This window comes from Alcanivorax sp. 24, assembly GCF_004360225.1.
Classification (GTDB): domain Bacteria; phylum Pseudomonadota; class Gammaproteobacteria; order Pseudomonadales; family Alcanivoracaceae; genus Alloalcanivorax; species Alloalcanivorax xiamenensis.
Genome location: NZ_SNUA01000004.1, coordinates 1 through 18,876, shown reverse-complemented (window position 1 = coordinate 18,876; position 18,876 = coordinate 1). Strand labels below are relative to the sequence as shown.

19 protein-coding genes are annotated in these 18,876 nt (G+C 62.6%); 8 read left to right on the top strand and 11 right to left on the bottom strand.

Annotated elements, in window-relative coordinates; all coding sequences use genetic code 11:
- Positions 1–31: 31 nt before the first annotated feature.
- Complete coding sequence (locus tag E0L37_RS06860; protein ID WP_133491036.1) at positions 32–373, bottom strand: DUF3301 domain-containing protein; 342 nt, start codon at positions 371–373, stop codon at positions 32–34.
- Positions 374–460: 87 nt separating this feature from the next.
- Between E0L37_RS06860 and E0L37_RS06855 the strand changes: the two genes are divergently transcribed.
- Positions 461–685, top strand: a complete 225-nt coding sequence (locus E0L37_RS06855; RefSeq protein WP_133491035.1) for a hypothetical protein — start codon at positions 461–463, stop codon at positions 683–685.
- 4 nt (positions 686–689) lie between these two features.
- Here E0L37_RS06855 and E0L37_RS06850 read toward each other — a convergent pair whose 3' ends face one another.
- Positions 690–1,451 (bottom strand): ABC transporter permease, encoded by a 762-nt coding sequence (locus tag E0L37_RS06850; RefSeq protein WP_133491034.1) that lies wholly within the window; start codon positions 1,449–1,451, stop codon positions 690–692.
- A complete protein-coding gene (locus E0L37_RS06845) occupies positions 1,448–2,407 on the bottom strand; it encodes an ABC transporter ATP-binding protein (RefSeq protein WP_133491033.1) in 960 nt (319 codons plus the stop codon). The genes E0L37_RS06850 and E0L37_RS06845 overlap by 4 nt, the downstream gene beginning before the upstream one ends.
- A 161-nt stretch (positions 2,408–2,568) precedes the next feature.
- On the opposite strand from E0L37_RS06845, the gene soxR reads away from it, so the two are divergent.
- The gene (gene soxR / locus E0L37_RS06840; protein ID WP_133491032.1) at positions 2,569–3,030 is read left to right on the top strand and encodes a redox-sensitive transcriptional activator SoxR; all 462 of its coding nucleotides are present in this window, start codon (positions 2,569–2,571) and stop codon (positions 3,028–3,030) included.
- 7 nt (positions 3,031–3,037) lie between these two features.
- Here the strand turns inward: soxR and E0L37_RS06835 are convergent, their stop codons facing one another.
- Entirely contained in the window at positions 3,038–3,649 is a 612-nt protein-coding gene (locus tag E0L37_RS06835; RefSeq protein ID WP_133491031.1) for a hypothetical protein, read from the bottom strand.
- Complete coding sequence (locus E0L37_RS06830) at positions 3,639–5,357, bottom strand: hypothetical protein (RefSeq protein ID WP_133491030.1); 1,719 nt, start codon at positions 5,355–5,357, stop codon at positions 3,639–3,641. Before E0L37_RS06830 ends, E0L37_RS06835 begins: the two co-directional genes overlap by 11 nt.
- Before the next feature lie 189 nt (positions 5,358–5,546).
- On the opposite strand from E0L37_RS06830, the gene E0L37_RS06825 reads away from it, so the two are divergent.
- The 4 genes from E0L37_RS06825 to E0L37_RS06810 all read left to right on the top strand — a co-directional run bounded on the left by E0L37_RS06825 (position 5,547) and on the right by E0L37_RS06810 (position 9,618).
- Positions 5,547–6,416 carry an HAD family hydrolase gene (locus E0L37_RS06825; RefSeq protein WP_080531762.1) on the top strand — a complete coding sequence of 290 codons (870 nt, stop codon included), beginning with the start codon at positions 5,547–5,549 and terminating at the stop codon, positions 6,414–6,416.
- A 125-nt stretch (positions 6,417–6,541) separates the two neighbouring features.
- Positions 6,542–7,651, top strand: coding sequence for a TRAP transporter substrate-binding protein DctP (gene dctP, locus E0L37_RS06820; protein WP_133491029.1), 1,110 nt, complete (start codon positions 6,542–6,544; stop codon positions 7,649–7,651).
- A gap of 91 nt (positions 7,652–7,742) precedes the next feature.
- Positions 7,743–8,300: a TRAP transporter small permease subunit gene (locus E0L37_RS06815; RefSeq protein WP_097059080.1), complete on the top strand. Its 558-nt coding sequence runs from the start codon at positions 7,743–7,745 to the stop codon at positions 8,298–8,300.
- A gap of 10 nt (positions 8,301–8,310) precedes the next feature.
- A complete protein-coding gene (locus E0L37_RS06810; RefSeq protein ID WP_133491028.1) occupies positions 8,311–9,618 on the top strand; it encodes a TRAP transporter large permease in 1,308 nt (435 codons plus the stop codon).
- A 147-nt stretch (positions 9,619–9,765) separates the two neighbouring features.
- On the opposite strand, the gene E0L37_RS06805 is transcribed toward E0L37_RS06810, so the two are convergent.
- Entirely contained in the window at positions 9,766–10,686 is a 921-nt protein-coding gene (locus E0L37_RS06805) for a LysR substrate-binding domain-containing protein (RefSeq protein ID WP_080531761.1), read from the bottom strand.
- Between the two features lies 1 nt (position 10,687).
- On the bottom strand, positions 10,688–11,440 hold the full coding sequence (locus E0L37_RS06800) for an SDR family NAD(P)-dependent oxidoreductase (RefSeq protein ID WP_133491027.1): 753 nt from the start codon (positions 11,438–11,440) through the stop codon (positions 10,688–10,690).
- A gap of 193 nt (positions 11,441–11,633) precedes the next feature.
- On the opposite strand from E0L37_RS06800, the gene thpD reads away from it, so the two are divergent.
- Positions 11,634–12,578: an ectoine hydroxylase gene (gene thpD, locus E0L37_RS06795; RefSeq protein WP_133491026.1), complete on the top strand. Its 945-nt coding sequence runs from the start codon at positions 11,634–11,636 to the stop codon at positions 12,576–12,578.
- A 187-nt stretch (positions 12,579–12,765) separates the two neighbouring features.
- On the opposite strand, the gene mmsB is transcribed toward thpD, so the two are convergent.
- From mmsB to E0L37_RS06775, 4 genes are all read right to left on the bottom strand, one after another.
- Positions 12,766–13,659: a 3-hydroxyisobutyrate dehydrogenase gene (gene mmsB / locus E0L37_RS06790; protein WP_133491025.1), complete on the bottom strand. Its 894-nt coding sequence runs from the start codon at positions 13,657–13,659 to the stop codon at positions 12,766–12,768.
- 53 nt (positions 13,660–13,712) lie between these two features.
- The gene (locus tag E0L37_RS06785; protein ID WP_236563938.1) at positions 13,713–14,831 is read right to left on the bottom strand and encodes an enoyl-CoA hydratase/isomerase family protein; all 1,119 of its coding nucleotides are present in this window, start codon (positions 14,829–14,831) and stop codon (positions 13,713–13,715) included.
- Between the two features lie 61 nt (positions 14,832–14,892).
- On the bottom strand, positions 14,893–16,044 hold the full coding sequence (locus E0L37_RS06780; RefSeq protein ID WP_133491023.1) for an acyl-CoA dehydrogenase family protein: 1,152 nt from the start codon (positions 16,042–16,044) through the stop codon (positions 14,893–14,895).
- Between the two features lie 78 nt (positions 16,045–16,122).
- Positions 16,123–17,628 carry a CoA-acylating methylmalonate-semialdehyde dehydrogenase gene (locus E0L37_RS06775; RefSeq protein ID WP_133491022.1) on the bottom strand — a complete coding sequence of 502 codons (1,506 nt, stop codon included), beginning with the start codon at positions 17,626–17,628 and terminating at the stop codon, positions 16,123–16,125.
- 189 nt (positions 17,629–17,817) lie between these two features.
- On the opposite strand from E0L37_RS06775, the gene E0L37_RS06770 reads away from it, so the two are divergent.
- Positions 17,818–18,720 (top strand): AraC family transcriptional regulator, encoded by a 903-nt coding sequence (locus tag E0L37_RS06770; protein ID WP_133491021.1) that lies wholly within the window; start codon positions 17,818–17,820, stop codon positions 18,718–18,720.
- Positions 18,721–18,876 lie beyond the last annotated feature (156 nt).

Below are 18,876 nucleotides of genomic sequence, written 5' to 3'. Positions count from 1 at the left end.
GCCCCCGCCCGGCAAAGCCCCACTGCTGTCCCTAGTGCAGGCGTTCGTTCTCCGGACTGAAGCGATGTGGCGGCAGAGTAATGCTGAGCACCCTGGGGCCCAGCATCCGGATTTCGCCCTGGTAGCGTTCGCCGCCGGTGACGGTGAATTCGAAGCTGTAACAACGCAGCAGGCACCAGCCCTGGCCCGGATCGCGGCGTATCCGCACACGGCGCAGCGCCACGGTTTCATCCAGCAACGACACGTCTTCCCTTTGGCAATACCGGCGGGTGGCCAGGAGGGCGCTTTCGCGAATCTTCTGGGCGCGCCAGAACAGGGCCGCGGCGATGCACAGGGCGCTGAGCAAAAGCAGGTCCGTGAGTTGCAGATTCATGTTATGTCCGTCAATTTGGTGATTACCCGGTATTCACTCCGGGTAAAAGCACGGTCAATGGCTCCTGGAAAGCCAAGCGAGGTGCTCATGCTGGCCTGGTTGAAACGCTGGTTCCACCGCCCCCCGTCAGCGCCGCCGGAGGCAGGCTCCGGTGCCGCCCATGCCGGTGACGAGCCGGAGGATCTGCATCGCGGCCGCCACCGATTGAAGGAACGGTACACCAGCCATTGGGATCTGGACTACCTTAGCGAGGATGAACTGGAGCAGTTGCTGGGCGGCGACGATGACCAGGACCGGCAGGATCGCCGCTGACCGGTCAATTCTTCAGCCGGTAGCCGGTTTTGAAGATCCAGTGAATCACCCCCACGCACAGCACCATGAACAACACGGTCATGCCCAGGCTGAGGCCGACGTTGACATCGGCGACACCGTAGAAGCTCCAGCGAAACCCGCTAATCAGATACACCACCGGGTTAAACAGCGTTATCGTCTGCCACACCGGAGGCAGCATATTGATTGAATAGAAAGTGCCCCCCAAAAACGTCAGTGGCGTCACGATCATCATCGGGATGATCTGCAATTTCTCGAAGCCGTCCGCCCACACCCCGATGATGAAACCGAACAGACTGAACGTCACCGCGGTGAGTACCAGAAACGCCACCATCCAGACCGGATGAGCGATATGGAAGTCCACGAACAACCGCGCGGTGGCGAGGATCAGCAGGCCGAGAATGATCGACTTGCTGGCCGCGGCGCCGACATAACCGGTGACGATTTCCACATAGGACACCGGCGCCGAAAGGACCTCATAGATGGTGCCCGAGAAACGCGGCATGTAGATGCCGAACGACGCATTGGAGATGCTCTCGTTGAGCAACATCAACATGATCAGCCCGGGAATGATGAAAGCGCCATAGCTGATGCCGTCGATCTCCACCATGCGAGAACCAATGGCGGACCCGAACACCACGAAATACAGCGACGTGGAAATCACCGGCGAAGCGATGCTTTGCAGCAGCGTGCGCCAGGTGCGGGCCATTTCGAACAGGTAGATGGCGCGAATGGCGTGGAGATTCATGCGGACTCCCTCCCGGGTGCGGTTTCATCAGGGCGCGATTCGTGGACCAGGTGCACGAAGATATCTTCCAGCGAACTTTCCCGGGTGCGCAGATCGCGGAATTCGATGCCGTTGTCCTCAAGTTGACGCAACAGCGGCGCGATACCGCTTTGCTCGTCACGGGCGTCGAACGTGAAGGTGATCTCCAGGCCGTCCTCGGACAGCGATAATGGTAGCGCCGACAGGGCTTCGGGGATGCACGTCAGCGGCGCCGCCAATTGCACATGCAGTTCGCGCTTGCCCAGCTTCTGCATCAGCGCGTTCTTTTCGTCCACCAGTACCAGCCTGCCATGATTGATCACGCCGATACGGTCGGCCAGTTCCTCGGCTTCCTGAATGTAGTGGGTGGTCAGAATGATGGTGACGCCACGGTCGCGCAGCTGCTCCACCAGTTGCCACATATCCCGGCGCAGTTCCACGTCGACACCGGCGGTGGGCTCATCCAGGAACAGAATCTCCGGCTCATGGGACAGTGCCTTGGCGATCATCACCCGTCGCTTCATGCCGCCGGACAGCGCCATGATCTTGTCATTGCGTTTATCCCACAAGGACAGGTCTTTCAGGATCCGTTCAATATGGGCCGGATCGCGGGGCTTGCCAAACAAGCCGCGGCTGAAGGTCACCGTTGCCCACACTGTCTCGAAGGCGTCGGTGGTGAGTTCCTGTGGCACCAGGCCGATCTTGCCGCGCGCCGCCCGATATTGGTGCTGGATATCGAAACCGCCGGCCAGCACGGTGCCGGCGCTGGGACGGACGATGCCGCAGATGATGCTGATCAGGGTGGTCTTGCCGGCGCCGTTGGGACCAAGCAAGGCGAAGATCTCTCCTTTACGGATGTCCAGGTCGAGGTGTTTCAGGGCCTGGAAGCCCGAGTCGTAGGTCTTGTTGAGATTTCTGACCGAGATAACCGTATCCACGGGGGCTCCTTGTGATGAGGCTTTGTTACTGGTCGAAGCGGTTCTAAGCAAATCGACGGTCCCGCGTTGCCGAGAACGAGAAACGACGATACCACCACGGTATTGCGAATTCAGAAAGAAAACGCTACAACCTCAAGCATTGTTAAGGTCAAAGGTGCATCATGGAAAGGCTCAATGCCGATAATGTGGGCAAGGCACTCACCGTGGGGCAGGTAGCGGAGCGTACCGGCCTGGCGGTGTCCGCCATTCATTTCTACGAAGCCAAGGGGCTGATCCAGAGCCGCCGCAGCAGTGGTAATCAACGGCGCTATACCCGTGACGTGCTACGGCGGCTGGCGGTGATCAAGATTGCCCAGCGCACTGGTATTCCGTTGGCCGAGATCGCCGAAGCGTTGGCCACCTTGCCGGAGGAGCGCACCCCCAATGCCAAGGACTGGGGGCGGCTATCGGCCCAGTGGCGTGAGGATCTGGACAAGCGCATCGAACGGCTGACCCTGTTGCGCGATCAGCTCAGCGGCTGCATCGGTTGTGGTTGCCTTTCTCTGTCCGCCTGCCCGTTGCGCAACCCCATGGACGAACTGGCGGAGGAAGGCAGCGGCGCCCGTCTGGTGGACCCGGACTGAACCGGGCTCACCGTTCCTGGCATTGGCTTTCCAGAATGCGCTGCTGGTTCTCCTTGTCGAGAATCGGGAACAGACTCCGGCTCACCCGGATCACGCCGACTTTCCAGGTGCGATCCGTCAGACAGACAAAATGGCGGGTGTCTCCGTCGCCTTCCCCATACAAAGTGCTTTCCTCGTGGCTCTCGGTGTAGCGGAACAGCGGTGTGCGATGGCCGGTGAACAGCACCATGGTACGGTCCCCGGGACCATGGTAGTAACGCACCTGGAAGTCCACGGCCGGTGGCGCCAACAGCAGCAGTAGCGCGCAAAGGGCCAGGCCCGTCGTCAACGTGAAGATCAGGCCCGGGCGCCGTCCGCGCAGCTGGCGAATAAACAGAATCATCACGAGGATCACGGACGCCGCCATCAGCAGGGCCAGTAGCCAGGGCAGCCCCCAGATCTGAGCGCCGGCGGCGCTGATGTCATCCCCCACGGTCCGGTAGCCCGGGGCCACATAGTCCCAATCCAGCAACAGCGACATCAGAGTCAGGGCGGTCCAGCCCAAGGTCGCCACAATGGCAAGAATCAGCCCCGGTGCCGGGCGGTACAGGGGCGATTCGACGGTGCGCTCATCGCTCATGGCGGCACTCCAGTGGTTCGCTGTAAATGTAGGTGCCGTCGGGTAGCACCACCTTGCAGGGGAGTTCCGCTTGTTCCAGGAACCGGTTGCGCTCGCGGGTCTGGCGCTTGAAGCCGCCAGGCGGCAGCATCAGGCCAAGCTGACAGACGTCCTCCGGTGGGCCGGCCATGTCCAGGCGGATCGGTTCGCCGCGCCATTGCCGGGCCAGATCGTAGAGCGTCTCCAGGGCGCTGTCGTGGCTCACCATCCAGGGCATGACGTACAGCGCCTGACACAGAGCGTTGGTGTCCCGTCTTGGTGTCAGCACGGCGGTGAACATGGGCACGATAGCCGGTAGGGGCAGAGTCTTTTCACTGAACTCGAACTGCTCATAGACCTTCCGTACGGCCTTGCTGTGTCGTTTGAAACGTTCTTCCCGGGGCAGCTTGTCCATTTCAGCGCCCAGCATTCTCTGCTGGTGGTTGAAAACTCCGGCACCGGTGGCCCGGCGCAGCAGTGTAATCACCTGTTCGGAAGGTTCCGGGTCGGTGTAGAAACGGGCCAGTGCCACGCAATCCCGGGAGTCTTCCGCCTGGCTGGGCAAATTGGGCAGACTGACACTGATAATGCGCCGGGACACATCGGTGGCGCCTTTCGGTGTCGTCGCCCAGAGCCGGGACAGAAACAACTGCAGCACGGCGCTGTCCGTTGGCACCGCGAGCCCTTGCTTTTTGAGAAAACCCGCGTAGTCCGCGTCGCAGTGGAGATTGGCCGCGGTGTAGTCGAATGCCCGGTAGCCGCCGGTCTCGCGCAGATGGGAGACGGACATCGGATCTTCCCCGCGCCAGCCGAAACCGGTGTCTTCACGTGGTATCTCCACCGGTACAAGGTTGGTCAGACCCAGTTTGAACAGGGCATAGCGTTGATACCATTGGGCGTCGCCGGGCTGCAACCAAGCCTGGACGTGTGGCCGGCTGCCGAGCACCAGAGCGATGTCCGCCAAGGTGAGCGGGGCCGGGGAGGCCGGATCGGTGTGCAGCAGTTTCGCCAACGCCCCGCGCAGTGGCTCGCCCACATCGGTCAGTTGCAGCGCGAGCCGGCCTTTCTCGGCGTGGTGTTGATCAAGCAAGGCCCTGGCCCCGTCGGCATCGCCCCTCACCAGAGCGCCTTCCAGCCCGTCCAATTGCGCCATCAATTGATGGCGGAAGCGCAGACATTCCTCGATTCCGCCGGTGCGCGACTCGGTCAGGGCCTCGGGCGTGCGCCAGCGATAACGCTGCTGGAAACGAAACAGGCCCCGGGCTTCCACCCGCTCTTCAATACAGGCCGTGGGGCCGGGAGCAGGCTCATTGAAGTTCACCAGCTCGGTGGTCATGGACTGACGCCGCCAGCCTTCACCCGCCAGTTCCGGCAGAGAGCGGAGCGATACGGTGATCCCTTCGCCGCTCCAGTCCAGCTGTACCAGTCTTATCGGCGAGGCGGCGAGCATCAGCAGGGCAGCCCCGCCCAGTACCAACAGCAGGCCGAGCAGACGGCGGCGCCATAGCAGCGTCAGCGCCAGGACCAGGAGAACGGCGGCAAAAAAGAGATCAACGCCGGCCTGGGCATAGCGGTCCAGGAAAAGCGGGGAGGCGGTCCTGGCGGTGGTCCAGGCCAGTCCCGCCAGGATGGCGGCCACGACCAGACACAGCAGGGCGGTGATGCGGGACCAGATGGGGGTGATGCGCATGCGGGCTCCTCTCCCTCAGCCCCGGTGAATAAGAGCCCTTGAGCAGGCTTCAGGGCGGCGAGGCGAATGGTATTGAATGATGGTCGCACTGGCCACCCGCTGCTGTCCCGGAAAGGTAAAAAGAGCATGCTATGCTGCATGGCGATGTCGAGTACCTTACATTGCGTGAGAACGGATGTTGGAGGGACCATGAGTATTCTGCAGCTTCCCCAGGCGGTGCCCACGGCGCTACTGATGGATTGGCACGCCACCCTGGTGGATACCCATGACGCCATGTATCACGCCATCGACGATGTGCTCCCCCGTCTGGAAGCACTGGGCCTGCGTGACCGGCTGTTGACCACTGAGCAGTCCAAGACGCTGGAAGACGCCCGTTTGGTCAAGTACGTCCGTGACCACCATCGACTGCATCCGAAAATCACCGCCCAGCGCAAAATCTCGCGCACCGATATCTTCGAAGTCCTGTTCGGTTCGGATCAGGACGCCAAGGCCCGCATCCACGCGGCTTTCGACGACTGCTACAAGAAGTACGTGGACGATGTTCATGCGTTGGAGGGGGATACCACCTCGCAACTGCGCCGGCTGCGGGAACTGGGCATCCCCATGGGCATCATCAGCAACCGTAAAAGGGACTATCTGGAGCACGAATTGAGCCGGTTGGAGGAGGGGGCCTGGATCGAGCTGTTCGACGTGATCGTCTGCGGTGACGACGTGGCCCACCGCAAGCCCGCCCCGGATATGATTCTCGAAGCCCTGCGACGGCTTGGGCAGGAGCCCGGCCCCACCTGCTGGTATCTGGGCGACAGCACCACCGACGTGATCGCGGGCAAGGAAGCCGGCGTCACCGCCGTGTTCTACAACGGCGCCCAGTGGTCGCAGTCCTGGCTGGACAAGATCTTCCCCGGTTCGCCACGCCACCCCCACCGCCCGGATGCGGTGGTGACCCGTTTCGGGGAGCTGGTGCGGCTGGTGCGTGACATGGTGGCCAACGGCAAACGGGTCCAGCGGGCGGCGGAAGCGGCCTTCACTCCTCCTGAAGGCAGACTTAGGGAAAACTGAATTGTCTCCATCGGCCCGGGCGGGCAGTGTGATAGAGCCGGCCCGACGGCACGGCCCGGTGATGACAACAACAATTCAGTGATTGGGGCCGTGGATGCGTGCTTGGGCCCCAGGAGAAGTACACTATGACTCTGACTGCCCGTACGGCCGGTTTGGCCGCCTTCTGTCTGACGCTGTTCAGTGGTATCGCCAGCGCCGCCAATTTGTCTTACTCCTCTCCGTTTCCCAGCAACCACACCACCGTGGCCAAGGGCATTGAGCCTTTCGCCAAAGCCGTGGAGGAGGCTTCCGGCGGTGAGGTCAAGCTGACCGTCTATTCCGGTGGCGTGATGGCCAAGGGGCCGGCGACGCTGTCCACTATTCAGCGTGGTATCGTCGACTCCGGCCTGGTGGTCCCGGCCTGGGTCACCAGCCAGATTCCGGCCACCGATACCATTGCCTCGCTGATGCTGGCGGTAAGCGACGCCCGTGTCGCCGCGGCCGCCGCCAACGAGTATTACCTGTTGAAATGCCCCGAGTGCATGGACGAACACCTCAAGCACAACGCCCGCCCGCTGGCGTACTATGGTTCCGCTCCGTACCACTTTGAATGTCGGCAACAGCTCGACGGCCTGGAAGATCTGGCCGGCAAGCGGGTGCGTGCCACCAGCACGCCATTGGTGAACTGGGTGGAGCAATTCGGCGCCACCATCGTCGCGGTCCCCACCGAGGACATCTATCAGGCGCTGCAGCGTGGACAGGCGGACTGCAACGTCGGCCCGCTGGCCTACATGCACACGCTCAATCTGAAGGAAGTGGTGAAGTGGGTCAGTGACATGCCGTTCGGTTCCTATTACGGCGCCACCGTCCTGGAAGTGAACGACAAAACCTGGAAAAAACTTTCTGATGACGAGCGCGCGGTGATCTCGTCCCAGTTGGCGAAACTGGTTCGCGACGTCACCGAAGGCTACGAAGATGATTCCGCCAAGGCGCGTTCCGAAGGCGAAGCCGCCGGCGTGGTATTCGCCAAGCCTTCCGAAACCGAGAGCAAGAAGCTGGCCGATCATGTCGATAGCGAATTCCAGCGGGTGCTGGCGCTGGCCAAGGAGCGTGGGGTTGGCGGTGATGACCCGGCCGCTTTTCTCCAGGGGTTCCTGGACACTCTGAGCAAATGGGAAAAACTCGTCGCCGACCTGGACGGTGACTACGATGCCTATCAGCAGGCACTGCAAGACGAAATTTTCTCCAAGCTGTAGCCGATAGAGCGACGGGCGGCGCCTTCACCGGTGGCCGCCGTGTCCTCCCTTTTCAAGACGCCCTTTCAAGCCTCTTTTTTAAGGAAATACAATGAAGGCTCTCGACCGTCTGCTGATGCGGTTGGTGCAGGGGTTCGCCCTGATCGCCGCCTGCGCCATGCTGGTGATGATGGGCCAGGTGACGCTGGATGTGTTGTTGCGCTGGCTCGCCAACCACCCCATCGATGGCACCCTGGAACTGGTCGCCAACTACTACATGGTGGCGTTGATTTTCCTGCCCCTGGGGCTGCTGACCTATACCCGTGATCACATCACCGTGGAGCTGTTTACCCGGCATATGGGCGAGCGCCCGCTAGCCGGGCTCGATCTGCTCGGTAACGTGGTGGCGTTGGTTTACGTCGGCGTTCTGATCTGGATGGGGGCGCTGGAAGCCTGGGATATGACCCTGATCGGTGAAACCTGGACCGCCGGTGTTGGCGAGATCGTGGTGTGGCCGGCCCGTTGGCTGGTACCCGCTGGCGGTCTGCTGATGGCGGCACTGTTCCTGCTGCACGCGGTGGATGACCTGATCATGCTCGTTGCCGGTCAACGCTCACTGGAGCCGATCAATCCGTTCTCCGCGTGGGACCAAGACGACACCGTGGCCTGAGGAATTTGTCATGACCGATATGATGATCGGCCTGAGCGGCGTCGGCATTCTGCTGCTGCTCATGGCTTTGCGTGTGCCCATTGCGGTGTCCCTGGGCGTGGTATCCCTGGGGGGAATCGTTGCCCTGAGGGGGGTCGATCCGGCGCTGGGCATGCTGCGTGCCATGCCCTATGAATTCGGCGCCAGCTGGACCCTGTCGGCGGTGCCCATGTTTCTGCTGATGGGGGCGTTCGCTTACCATTCCGGCCTGACCCGGCTGCTTTACGACGCCGCCCGGCTCTGGCTGATGCGGGTGCCCGGCGGGCTCGCCCTGGCGACCAACTTCGGCTCCGCCGGTTTCGCCGCGGTATCCGGCTCCTCCATGGCCACCACCGCCTCCATGGGGAGACTGGCGATTCCGGAGATGCTCCGCTATGGCTATGACCGAGGGCTCGCCACCGGCACCGTGGCCGCGTCCGGTACCCTTGGGGCGCTGATTCCGCCCTCGATCCTGTTCATCATCTATGGCTGGTACACCGAGCAATCGATCAGCAAGCTGTTCCTCGCCGGAGTGATTCCCGGTCTGCTCACCGCCGTTTTTTTCGCCTCCATGATCGTGATCCGCTGCTGGCTCAATCCGAAGTTGGCGCCGCAACGGCATGAGCAGGTGAGCTGGGCGGAACGCATGGCCAGTCTGCGCGCGGTATGGCCATTGCCGTTGTTGGTGCTGGGCGTGCTCGGCAGTATCTACGGCGGTGTCGCCAGCCCCACCGAAGCCGGGGCTCTCGGAGCCGCCATGACACTGGCCATTGCGCTGCTGCAACGGCGTTTGCCCTGGCGTGCCTTTTGCGCGTCGCTGGCGGAAGCTCTGCGTACCACCGCATCGATTTTCTTCATCGCCATCGGCGCGGTCATGCTGACCCGTTTCCTGGCCATGGCCGGTTTGTCCACCGGGCTGGTGGAACTGGTGACGTCCATGGATATGACCGTGGCCTGGGCCTTGCTGGCACTGGTACTGGTTTACCTGGTACTGGGTATGTTCCTCGATCCGCTGGGGGTGATGCTGCTGACCCTGCCGGTGTTCCTGCCAGTATTCCATGCCCTGAACATGGATCTGATCTGGATCGGCGTGCTGGTGGTGAAGCTGATCGAGGTCGGACTGCTGACGCCGCCGGTAGGCATGAACGTCTACGTGGTGAAGAGCGTGGTGGGTGACCAGGTGGCTTTGGGCACCGTGTTCAAGGGGCTGCTCTGGTTCCTGCTGTGTGAAGCGCTGCTGTTGCTGCTGCTGGGCAGCTTCCCGCAGCTGGCGCTATGGTTGCCGAATCTGGTGGGCTGAGAAAAAACAAGTATCGCATAACGCACACGCTGGGAGTGGCTGCAAGCCGATTCGCCGCCAAGGCAGCTCCCACAGCGGCTCCGTGGCCGTTGCTGCGGGAAGCGTGCTTGCTCGCGAATACGGCGTGAATTCATATCTCCAATTCCGTTAAGCCCCAGGTCCCGGCGTCGCCAGCAGGTAGTCCACCAACTCGCGGGCGAAGGTCGGTAATGCTTCCAGCTCCCGCACACAGATTTTCATCTCCCGTTCGGCCCAGGCGTCGGACAGTTCGATGACATGGATATCCATGGACCGGGCCAGCCGGCGCGCCGCGGAGCGGGGCAGCAGACCGATGCCGGCGTTCGCTTCCACCATGCGGCACAGCGCGTCGAAACTGGAAACCTGGACACGGATCTGGGTATCCAGGCCCAACTCGCTGGCCACCTGGGCCATAAAGGTGTGGATGGCACTGCCGGAGTGAAGGGACACGAAGTCGTGGCCCAGCGCTTCCTTGAAGGCCAGTCGCGCGCGGCTGGCCAGGGGATGGTTCAAGGCGGTGGTCAGCACCAGCCGGTCGCCGTGATAGGGAAGCGCCTGCAGGCCTTCGGTGGACACCGAGCCGGCGACGATGCCAATGTCGGTGGCGCCATCCTGGACCGCCTTGACGATATCGTGACTGAGCCGCTCCTGCAGATCCATATCCACCCGTGGATGGTCGGACAAGAATCGGCCCAGCGCGGCGGGCAGGAACTCGGTCATGGCGGTGGTGTTGGCGAACAGACGCACCCGGCCCTTGACCCCTTGTCCGTATTCCGCCAAATCGCCGAGCAGGCGCTCGCTTTGTTGCAGGATGCGCAAGGCGTTGCGCAACATGGCCTGGCCGGCGGGAGTGAGCGTCACGCCCTGGCTGGCGCGGTTGAGCAGACGGGTACCGATGGCATCTTCCAGATTCTTGATGCGCATGCTCGCCGCCGCCAGGGACAGGCAGGAGCGTTCGGCGCCACGGGTCAGGCTGTTGGCTTCGGCGATATTGATGAACAGGCGCAGGTCCACCAGGTCGAAGAACAGCCGCTGCGTGGAGTTGGCCATCTCAGCTGAGCAACTGGCCGCCGTCCACCGCCAGCGTCTGGCCGGTGATCCAGCGCGCCTGCGGGGAAGCCAGGAACAGCACCGGTTCGGCGATGTCATCCGGCGCGCCAAAGCGGCCGAACGGGATGCCGGCCAGGATATTTTGATACAGCGTCGGATTATCGCGGCGGGCGTCGTCCCAGACTCCGCCGGGAAATTCCACTGACCCTGGCGCCACCGCGTTGACGCGGATACCGTCGCCGGCCAGCCGCAACGCCAGGCTGCTGGTGTAGTGGCTCACCGCCGCCTTTACCGCGGCATAGGGGGCGGTGCGCACGGAAGGATGGAATTGGGCGATGGAGGTCAGGTTGATGATCGCCGCCCGGGAGGATTCGCGCAGATACGGCAGGCTGGCGTGACAGGCGCGGACCGTGCCCATCAGATCCACGTTCACGCTCATGCCCCAGCCGCTCTCGTCGTCGCCGCGACCGAACGCCGACGCGCAATTGACCAGCACGTCGAGCCCGCCGAGAGCTTGCGCCGCGTCACGGATGTAGCCGTCGATAGCGGTCTTGTCGCCCAGGTCGCAGGTGGCCACATGCAGTTCCCACCCCTTGGCGGCGGCGTCCTGGCGCAAGGCACCCAGCGTCTCGGCGCCACGGGCGCAGACCGAGACCCGGGCTCCGGCCGCCGCGAACGCCAAGGCGATGGCGCGGCCGATGCCACGGCTGCCGCCAGCCACCACCACGCGCGTGTCGTTGAAATCGAATCCCATGGCTTTCTCCCGTTCCCGTTGATGTCGGCCAAACCGGGCCGAACAAAGGGGTACTGTACGCCGAAAGCCTTGAAATTTCCCTTTTGATCACCACCATCCCTCACCACGTCATGGACAAAACCCTTGAACACCCAGTCAACAGGCGGATCGTGCCGCCGCGCTGGAACTGATCGCGAATCCCGGAGGTGATTTGATGTCAGCACCGACGCTATCACGTCAATCTGTTCAATATACGCCCCGCTCACCAGCGGACCCTTATCCCACTCGTCTGGCGCGAACGCCGGACCAGCCCTGGCTGCAACGCCGCGAAGCGGTGGTCAAAGGCGACCCCGATCAAGGCCCTCTTTCGGCGCAACAACTGGACGCTTTCGAGACGCGGGGTTTCCTGTTCGAACCTGGTTTTCTTGATACGGAAGAAGTCCGGGCGCTGCGACGCGAAATGTTGTCACTGATGAACACGCCGTCGTTTCGCGGGCGTCCTTTCACCATCACCGAGCCGGAGAGCCAGGAAATCCGGTCGCTGTTCGCGGTGCACTTTCTGTCCGGGCGTTTCCGCCAACTGGCGGAGGATCCGCGCCTTATCGGGCGGGCCCGCCAGATTCTGGGCGGTGAACCCTATGTGCATCAGTCCCGGATCAACTACAAACCCGGCTTCAAGGGCAAGGGGTTCAACTGGCATTCGGACTTCGAGACCTGGCACGCGGAAGACGGCATGCCGGCCATGCGCGCGGTCAGCGCCTCCATCGTGCTCACCGACAATCACACTTTCAACGGCCCTCTGATGCTGATCCCCGGCTCGCACAAAGTGTTCGTACCCTGTGTCGGTGAAACCCCGGAAAATCATCATGAACAATCATTGCGACGGCAGGAGATCGGTGTTCCCGGCGAGGCGGTGCTGGCGGAGTTGATCCGGCGGCATGGTATCGAGGCACCCACCGGCGCCGCCGGTGGTCTGCTGCTGTTCGACTGCAACACGCTGCACGGTTCCAACGCCAATATGTCGCCGGACCCGCGCAGCAATGTGTTTTTTGTCTATAACCGCCGTGACAATCGTTGCCGGGCGCCGTTCGCCGCGCGCCGCCGGCGCCCGGAGTTTCTGGCCCACCACCCGGATCGGGAATGGGCGCCGGACCTCTGATGCCGGACCAAGTTCCCACAGGGCGACTTCGTAGTTCATTGCCGTGGGAAGCGGCCTTGGCCGCGAATGCCTCGGGGCCGTTGTTCATTCGCTTGCCAGCAAGCTTCCCACAGCGGCTTCGTGGCATGATCTGTGGGAACCAGCCTGCTGGCGAATGGCACGCTGTAACCGCGTCTAGGTGCTCCGTTTATTCGTCCCGATGCTTGAAGAACCGCTGGATACTGGAGAAATCCAGGCCGCCGTTCCCGGCGTTGGCGTGCAGACCGTAAAGGCTTTTCGCCAAAGCGCCCATGGGCGTGGCGGACTTGCTCGCCAGCGCGGCTTCCAGCGCCAGGCCCAGGTCCTTGTTCATCAGGTTGACGCCGAAACCGCCCTGATAGTTGTTGCTGGAAGGCACGCCCTCCATGACTCCGGGCCACGGATTGTAGACTTCCAACGACCAGTTGCGGCCGGAGCTGGCGAACATGATGTCCGACAGGACCTTGGGATCGAGACCGTGATCGACGCCCAGCTGCAGGGCCTCCGCGGTGCCGATCATGTGGATCGCCAGTAGCATGTTGTTGCAGATTTTCGCCACTTGCCCGGCGCCGTTGTCGCCGGCGCGAAAGATCTTGCTGCCCATGCACTCGAGCACCGCGCGGGCGCGCTCCACCGCATCTTCGGGGCCGCCGCAGATGAACGTCAGGGTGCCGGCCTTGGCGCCGCCGACGCCGCCGGATACCGGGGCGTCGATCATCACCCGGCCGCTGTCGGCGGCGGCGGCGGCGGCCAGCTCGCGGGCGGTGGCGGCATCGATGGTGGAGCAGTCGATGATCAGACTGTCCTGGCCGATGGCGTCGAGAATGCCGTTGTCTCCCAGATAGAGCCCCTTGGCCGCGGCACCGGAGGGCAGCATGCTGATCACCACCTCGGCGTTTTCCACTGCCCGTGCAGGTGAGTCAGCGGCGCTGGCGCCGGCGTTCACCGCCTCTTGCAGCAGGGCGGGCACCAGATCAAAGGCGGACACCTCATGACCGGCCTTGACCAGATTGGCGGCCATCGGCCCGCCCATGTGTCCGACACCAAAAAACGCGATTCTCATAATTATTCCTCCAGCTGCTGAAGCCGGCGCGGTGCCCGTTTCGCAGGTCTCTTTTACAAGTCCGCTAACGGATCGGGTACGCCGGGAAGTTGATAAAATTCCGCCAGGTAGGCCGGGGTGATCTCGGCAACCGAGCGGTGTTTGAAATGGGGTTGTCCGTCCTTGTCGATCAACAGCGCGCGCACGCCTTCCTGAAAATCACCGTGCAACGTGCACTGCACCGCCACCCGCCATTCCATACGGAACACATCAGCCAGCGTCATGTCGGCGCCCCGGTGCCAGTTTTCCCATACCAGAGCGGCGGTTTGCGGGCAGCCTTTGGCGAGCGTCGCGGCGGCTTTGCTCAGCCAGCGGTCTTCACTGTCGAGACCGGTGATGGCCTCGACCACATAGCTCGGATCGTCGCTATCGCAAAGCCGATCGATCTCCCCACGGTGCTGGCTGACCGGGCTTTCCGGCAGGTCCCCGGCGGTCAGGCTGAATCCGGCCAGCAGCGCGCTGACCTGGCCGTCGTGATGTCGCGCGTCATCGTTCCAGTTCAGTTCGTTGAGCGCGGTCATCACCGCGGTCTTGCGCTCATGGGCGATAGCCACGTCACCCAGACCGATGGCGAGCCCGTCACTGACGTTGATGTTGGCGCCGGTCAGTCCCAGGAACAGGCCGACCTTGCCGGGCATGCGGCTGAGGAAGTAGCTGCCGCCCACATCCGGAAACAGGCCGATGGTGATTTCCGGCATGGCGATGCGCGCGGTTTCGGTCAGCACCTTGTGCGAGGCCCCGGCCAGCAGACCGAGGCCGCCGCCCATGATGATGCCGTTGCCCCAGCAGATCAGCGGTTTGCCAAAAGTGTGCAGGCGATGGTCCAGCCGGTATTCGCGGCCGAAGAAGGCTTCCGCGTACCGGTTCCGTTCTCCCTGCGATGTATCCACCATGCTTTGGTACAGGCGCACGATATCGCCGCCGGCGCAGAACGCCTTATCGCCGTTGGCGTCCAGCCAGACCGCCTGGATCGTGTTGTCGGTCTGCCAGGCGGCAAGTTGCTCCTCCAGCAGATCGATCATTTCCAGGGACAGGGAGTTGAGGCTTTTGGGTGCGTTCAGAGTGGCACGACCGATCCGGCCGTGATCGCCTTCCAGAATCTCGAATGTCACCAGGGCCTTGCTGTCACTCACAGTGCTCTCCATCAACAGGACTCCATCAATTGATTGCGTCGCGCGGCATTATCCCGGTCGTTCACAGGAACGCCAGGTCGCCCAGCACGCGGCGGGCAATAATCACCCGCATGATTTCGTTGGTGCCCTCCAGAATCTGATGCACGCGGGCGTCACGCACGTAACGTTCCAGCGGGTATTCCTTGATGTAGCCGTAGCCGCCATGCAGCTGCAGCGCCTGGTTGCAGACGTCGAAACACAGATCGGTGGCGAGCCGCTTGGCCATGGCGCAGTACATGGACTTGTCGGCGTCGCCCTGGTCCAGCTTCCATGCCGCCAGCCGCACCATCTGCTGCGCCGCCACCAGATGGGTGGCCATGTCGGCGAGGGTGAACTGGGTGTTCTGGAACTGGCTCAGGGCCTGGCCGAACTGTTTGCGTTCCTGTACGTAGCCTTGCGCCTGATTGAGCGCCGCGGTGGCGGCGCCCAGGGAGCAGCTGGCGATGTTGATGCGGCCGCCATCAAGGCCGGCCATGGCGATCTTGAAACCCTGGCCTTCTTCACCGACGCGGTAGCGCTCGGGAATGCGCGCGTCTTCCAGGATCACCGCCCGGGTGGGCTGGCTTTTCCAGCCCATCTTGTCTTCGTTGCGGCCATAGCTGACGCCGGGGGTGTCCGCCGGGATGGCGAAGCAGGTGACGCCGCCGGCGCCGCTGCCGCCGGTGCGTGCCATCAATACCAGTACATCGGTGTCGCCGGCGCCGGAAATAAACGCCTTGGCGCCATTGAGCACATAGTCATCGCCATCTTTTTTGGCGCTGGTGCTCAGGGATGCGGCGTCGGAACCGGCGTTGGGTTCGGTGAGGCAGTAGGACGCCAGCTGCTCCCCGCTCATCAGACCGTCCGCCCATTGTGCCCGCAACGCATCGGAACCGAAGTTCGACAGCATCCAGGTGGCCATGTTGTGGATGGTGATGAAGGCGGTGGTGGAGGTGCAGCCGGCGGCCATTTGCTCGAAGATCAAGGCGGCATCAAGCCGGCTCAATCCCATGCCGCCATGATCGGGGTCGCAGTACAGCGCGCAGAAGCCGAGTTCTCCGGCCCGTTTGATGGTGTCCTTGGGAAAAGTACTGTGTTCATCCCATTCGGCGGCGAAGGGCGCCAGTTCTTTTTCGGCGAACTGACGGGCGGTATCGCGGAACGCCTGTTGTTCTTGGTTGAGGGAGAAATCCACGGTATCGGTCTCCGCTGTTGGCGGGCGGGCCCGCTCTCTCATGCCGGTACGGGTGAGGGAGCGGGCCGGCCGGCGAGGTTATTTCAGATGGATGGTCATGTTCGGGCCACTGTGGGTGGCATCGGCGATGTCGTCCTCGAACCAGCGGCTGGTGACGGTCTTGGTCTCGGTGTAGAACCGCACCGCCTGCTTGCCGTAGGCGTGCTGGTCGCCGTAGAAGGACCCTTTCCAACCGGTGAAGCTGAAGAACGGCAGCGGCACCGGAATCGGAATGTTGATACCGACCTGGCCGACTTCCACTTCGTGCTGGTATTTGCGGGCGGCGGCGCCGCTGGCGGTGAAGATCGAGGTGCCGTTGCCGTAGGGGCTGTTGTTGACCAGCTCGATGGCTTCTTCCAACGTGTCCACGCACACGCAGCACAGTACCGGGCCAAAAATTTCTTCGTTGTAGATGCTCATTTCCGGCTTCACGTCGGTGAACAGCGTGGGGCCGACCCAGTTGCCATCCGGCAGGCCGTCCACGGTGCAGTCGGAACCGTCCAGCAGGCAGGTGGCGCCTTCTTCCTTGCCCTGTTTGATCAGGGTAAGGATGCGCTCCCTGGCTTTCGGGCTGATCTGCGGGCCGTAGGCGGCGCCGGCGTCGTCCCAGGCACCGGGGCGCACCTTGGCGAACTCGTCCTTGATGTCGTCGATCCACTGTTTGGAATCACCGACGAACACCGCCACGCTGATCGCCATGCAACGCTGGCCGGCGGCGCCGCAGGAGGAGCCCACCAGATTGCCGACCACCTGGCTCTTCTGCGCGTCCGGCATGATCACCATGTGATTCTTGGCACCAGCGAAACACTGGGCGCGTTTCAGATGCTCGGTGGCGGTGCGATAGACATGCTGACCCACCGGCACCGAACCGACGAAGGACACCGCCTTGATCTCCGGATGGGTGAGCAGGGTATCCACTTGCTGTTTGCCGCCGTGCACCACCTGCAACACGTTCTTCGGCGCGCCGGCTTCCAGGAACAGTTCCGCCAGCAGATTGGGGGTCATCGGGTCCTGCTCGGAAGGTTTGAGCACGAAGGTATTGCCGCAGGCGATGGCCATCGGGAACATCCACAGCGGGATCATTGCCGGGAAGTTGAACGGGGTGATACCGGCGCAAACACCCAGCGGCTGGATCCAGGAATGGGTGTCGATGCTGCGGGCCACGTTCTCCACCGTTTCGCCCATCATCAGCGACGGGATGTTGGCGGCCTGCTCGACCACTTCGATGCCGCGCCAGACGTCGCCCTTGGCGTCCTCGAAGGTTTTGCCGGTTTCCTTCGCCAGCACCTTGGCGATGTCGTCATGGCGTTCTTTCAACAGGGCCTGATACCGCATCATCAGCCGGGCCCGTTCGGTCACCGGCACTTCACGCCATTCCTCGAACGCGGCCTTGGCGGCGGCGATCGCTTGCTCCATTTCCTCGCCGGTGGCCGCCGGGGCCTCGCACAATACTTCCTGAGTGGCCGGATTGGTGACGGGAATCCAGGTGTCGGTGGCACTTTGCGCGAACTCACCGTTGATCAGTTGAGGCAGTCGGGTGGACATAACGCTCTCCAAATAATTATTAGGGGTATAACGGGCCACGCGCGCCGAGCCCGGCCGCTCCTTCGGAGCGAGGTGGCACCATCATGCTGCTGCACGGGGTGGCGTTTCCAACAGTATGGCTATTGTGTATCACAGGGCGGGGGACGGTAAGATAGCGGCAATTGACTATACCTGGATAAAATTGCGCTTATGAGCGACATTCTTACCCCGCCGGTGGAAACCTCCCGCTGGCCATTGCCGAAGACCGGTCGGCGGGTGGTGATCCCCCATACGCTGGTGGCGGAGCTGGCGGAACATCCGCTGTGCCGGGATTGCATGCCCCATGGCGTCGGGTTCTATCCCGCCGCCGCAGGCCACCATATGGGCCGTGCCGAGCCTCGGGATCATCTGGTGATTTATTGCCTGTCGGGATCCGGCGTGGCGGAGCTGGAAGGGCGGCGCAAGCCGGTGCGGGCCGGGGACGTACTGTTGCTGCGGGAAGGCCAGCGTCACCGTTACCGGGCCAACCCTCAGGACCCCTGGACCATCTATTGGGTGCACCTGGGCGGTGCCGAGGTGGATACCTATTTCAACGAAATCCTCAGCGCCCCGGACGGCTTCACCGCCACCGTCGGGCAGCACTCGCGGCTCACCGAGGATTTGGAGCTGCTGTTGACCACCGTGACGCGCTTCCGTCCCCATCACTTGATTTACGCCGCCAATCTGCTCAAGAGCCTGCTCTCGTTCATGGCATTGATGCGACGGCAGCGTCAGGCCCGCAACGTGGCGTTGGATTTGCCGCGGATCCAGGCCTGGTTGCAGGCCCATCTGCACCAACGCATCGAGCTGGAACAACTGGTCAGTGCCACCAGCGAACTGTCGCTTTATCATTTTATCCGCGAATACAAACGACAGACCGGGCAGACGCCGATGCAGGCGTTCCAGCATTTGAAGATCACCCGTGCCTGCTATCTGCTCGACATCACCGATCTCAGTATCACCCAGGTGGCCGCCGATCTCGGCTACGACGACCCCTATTATTTCTCGCGCCAGTTCAAGAAAGTCATGGGGGTGGCGCCGAGGGATTACCGGCGAGAGAGATCGGAACGCTGATGGAGGGGCGTGCGCTATTCGCCGCCAAGGCAGCTTGTATGTTGGCGTGGCAAGTCGATAGTAGGCAGAGAGACTTGTCGGGGTGGCGGGACCTAGGCAGCTTCTGACCCCTTCGGGTACAGACCGTGGGAGAAATGACCCCACCCCGCACCTACA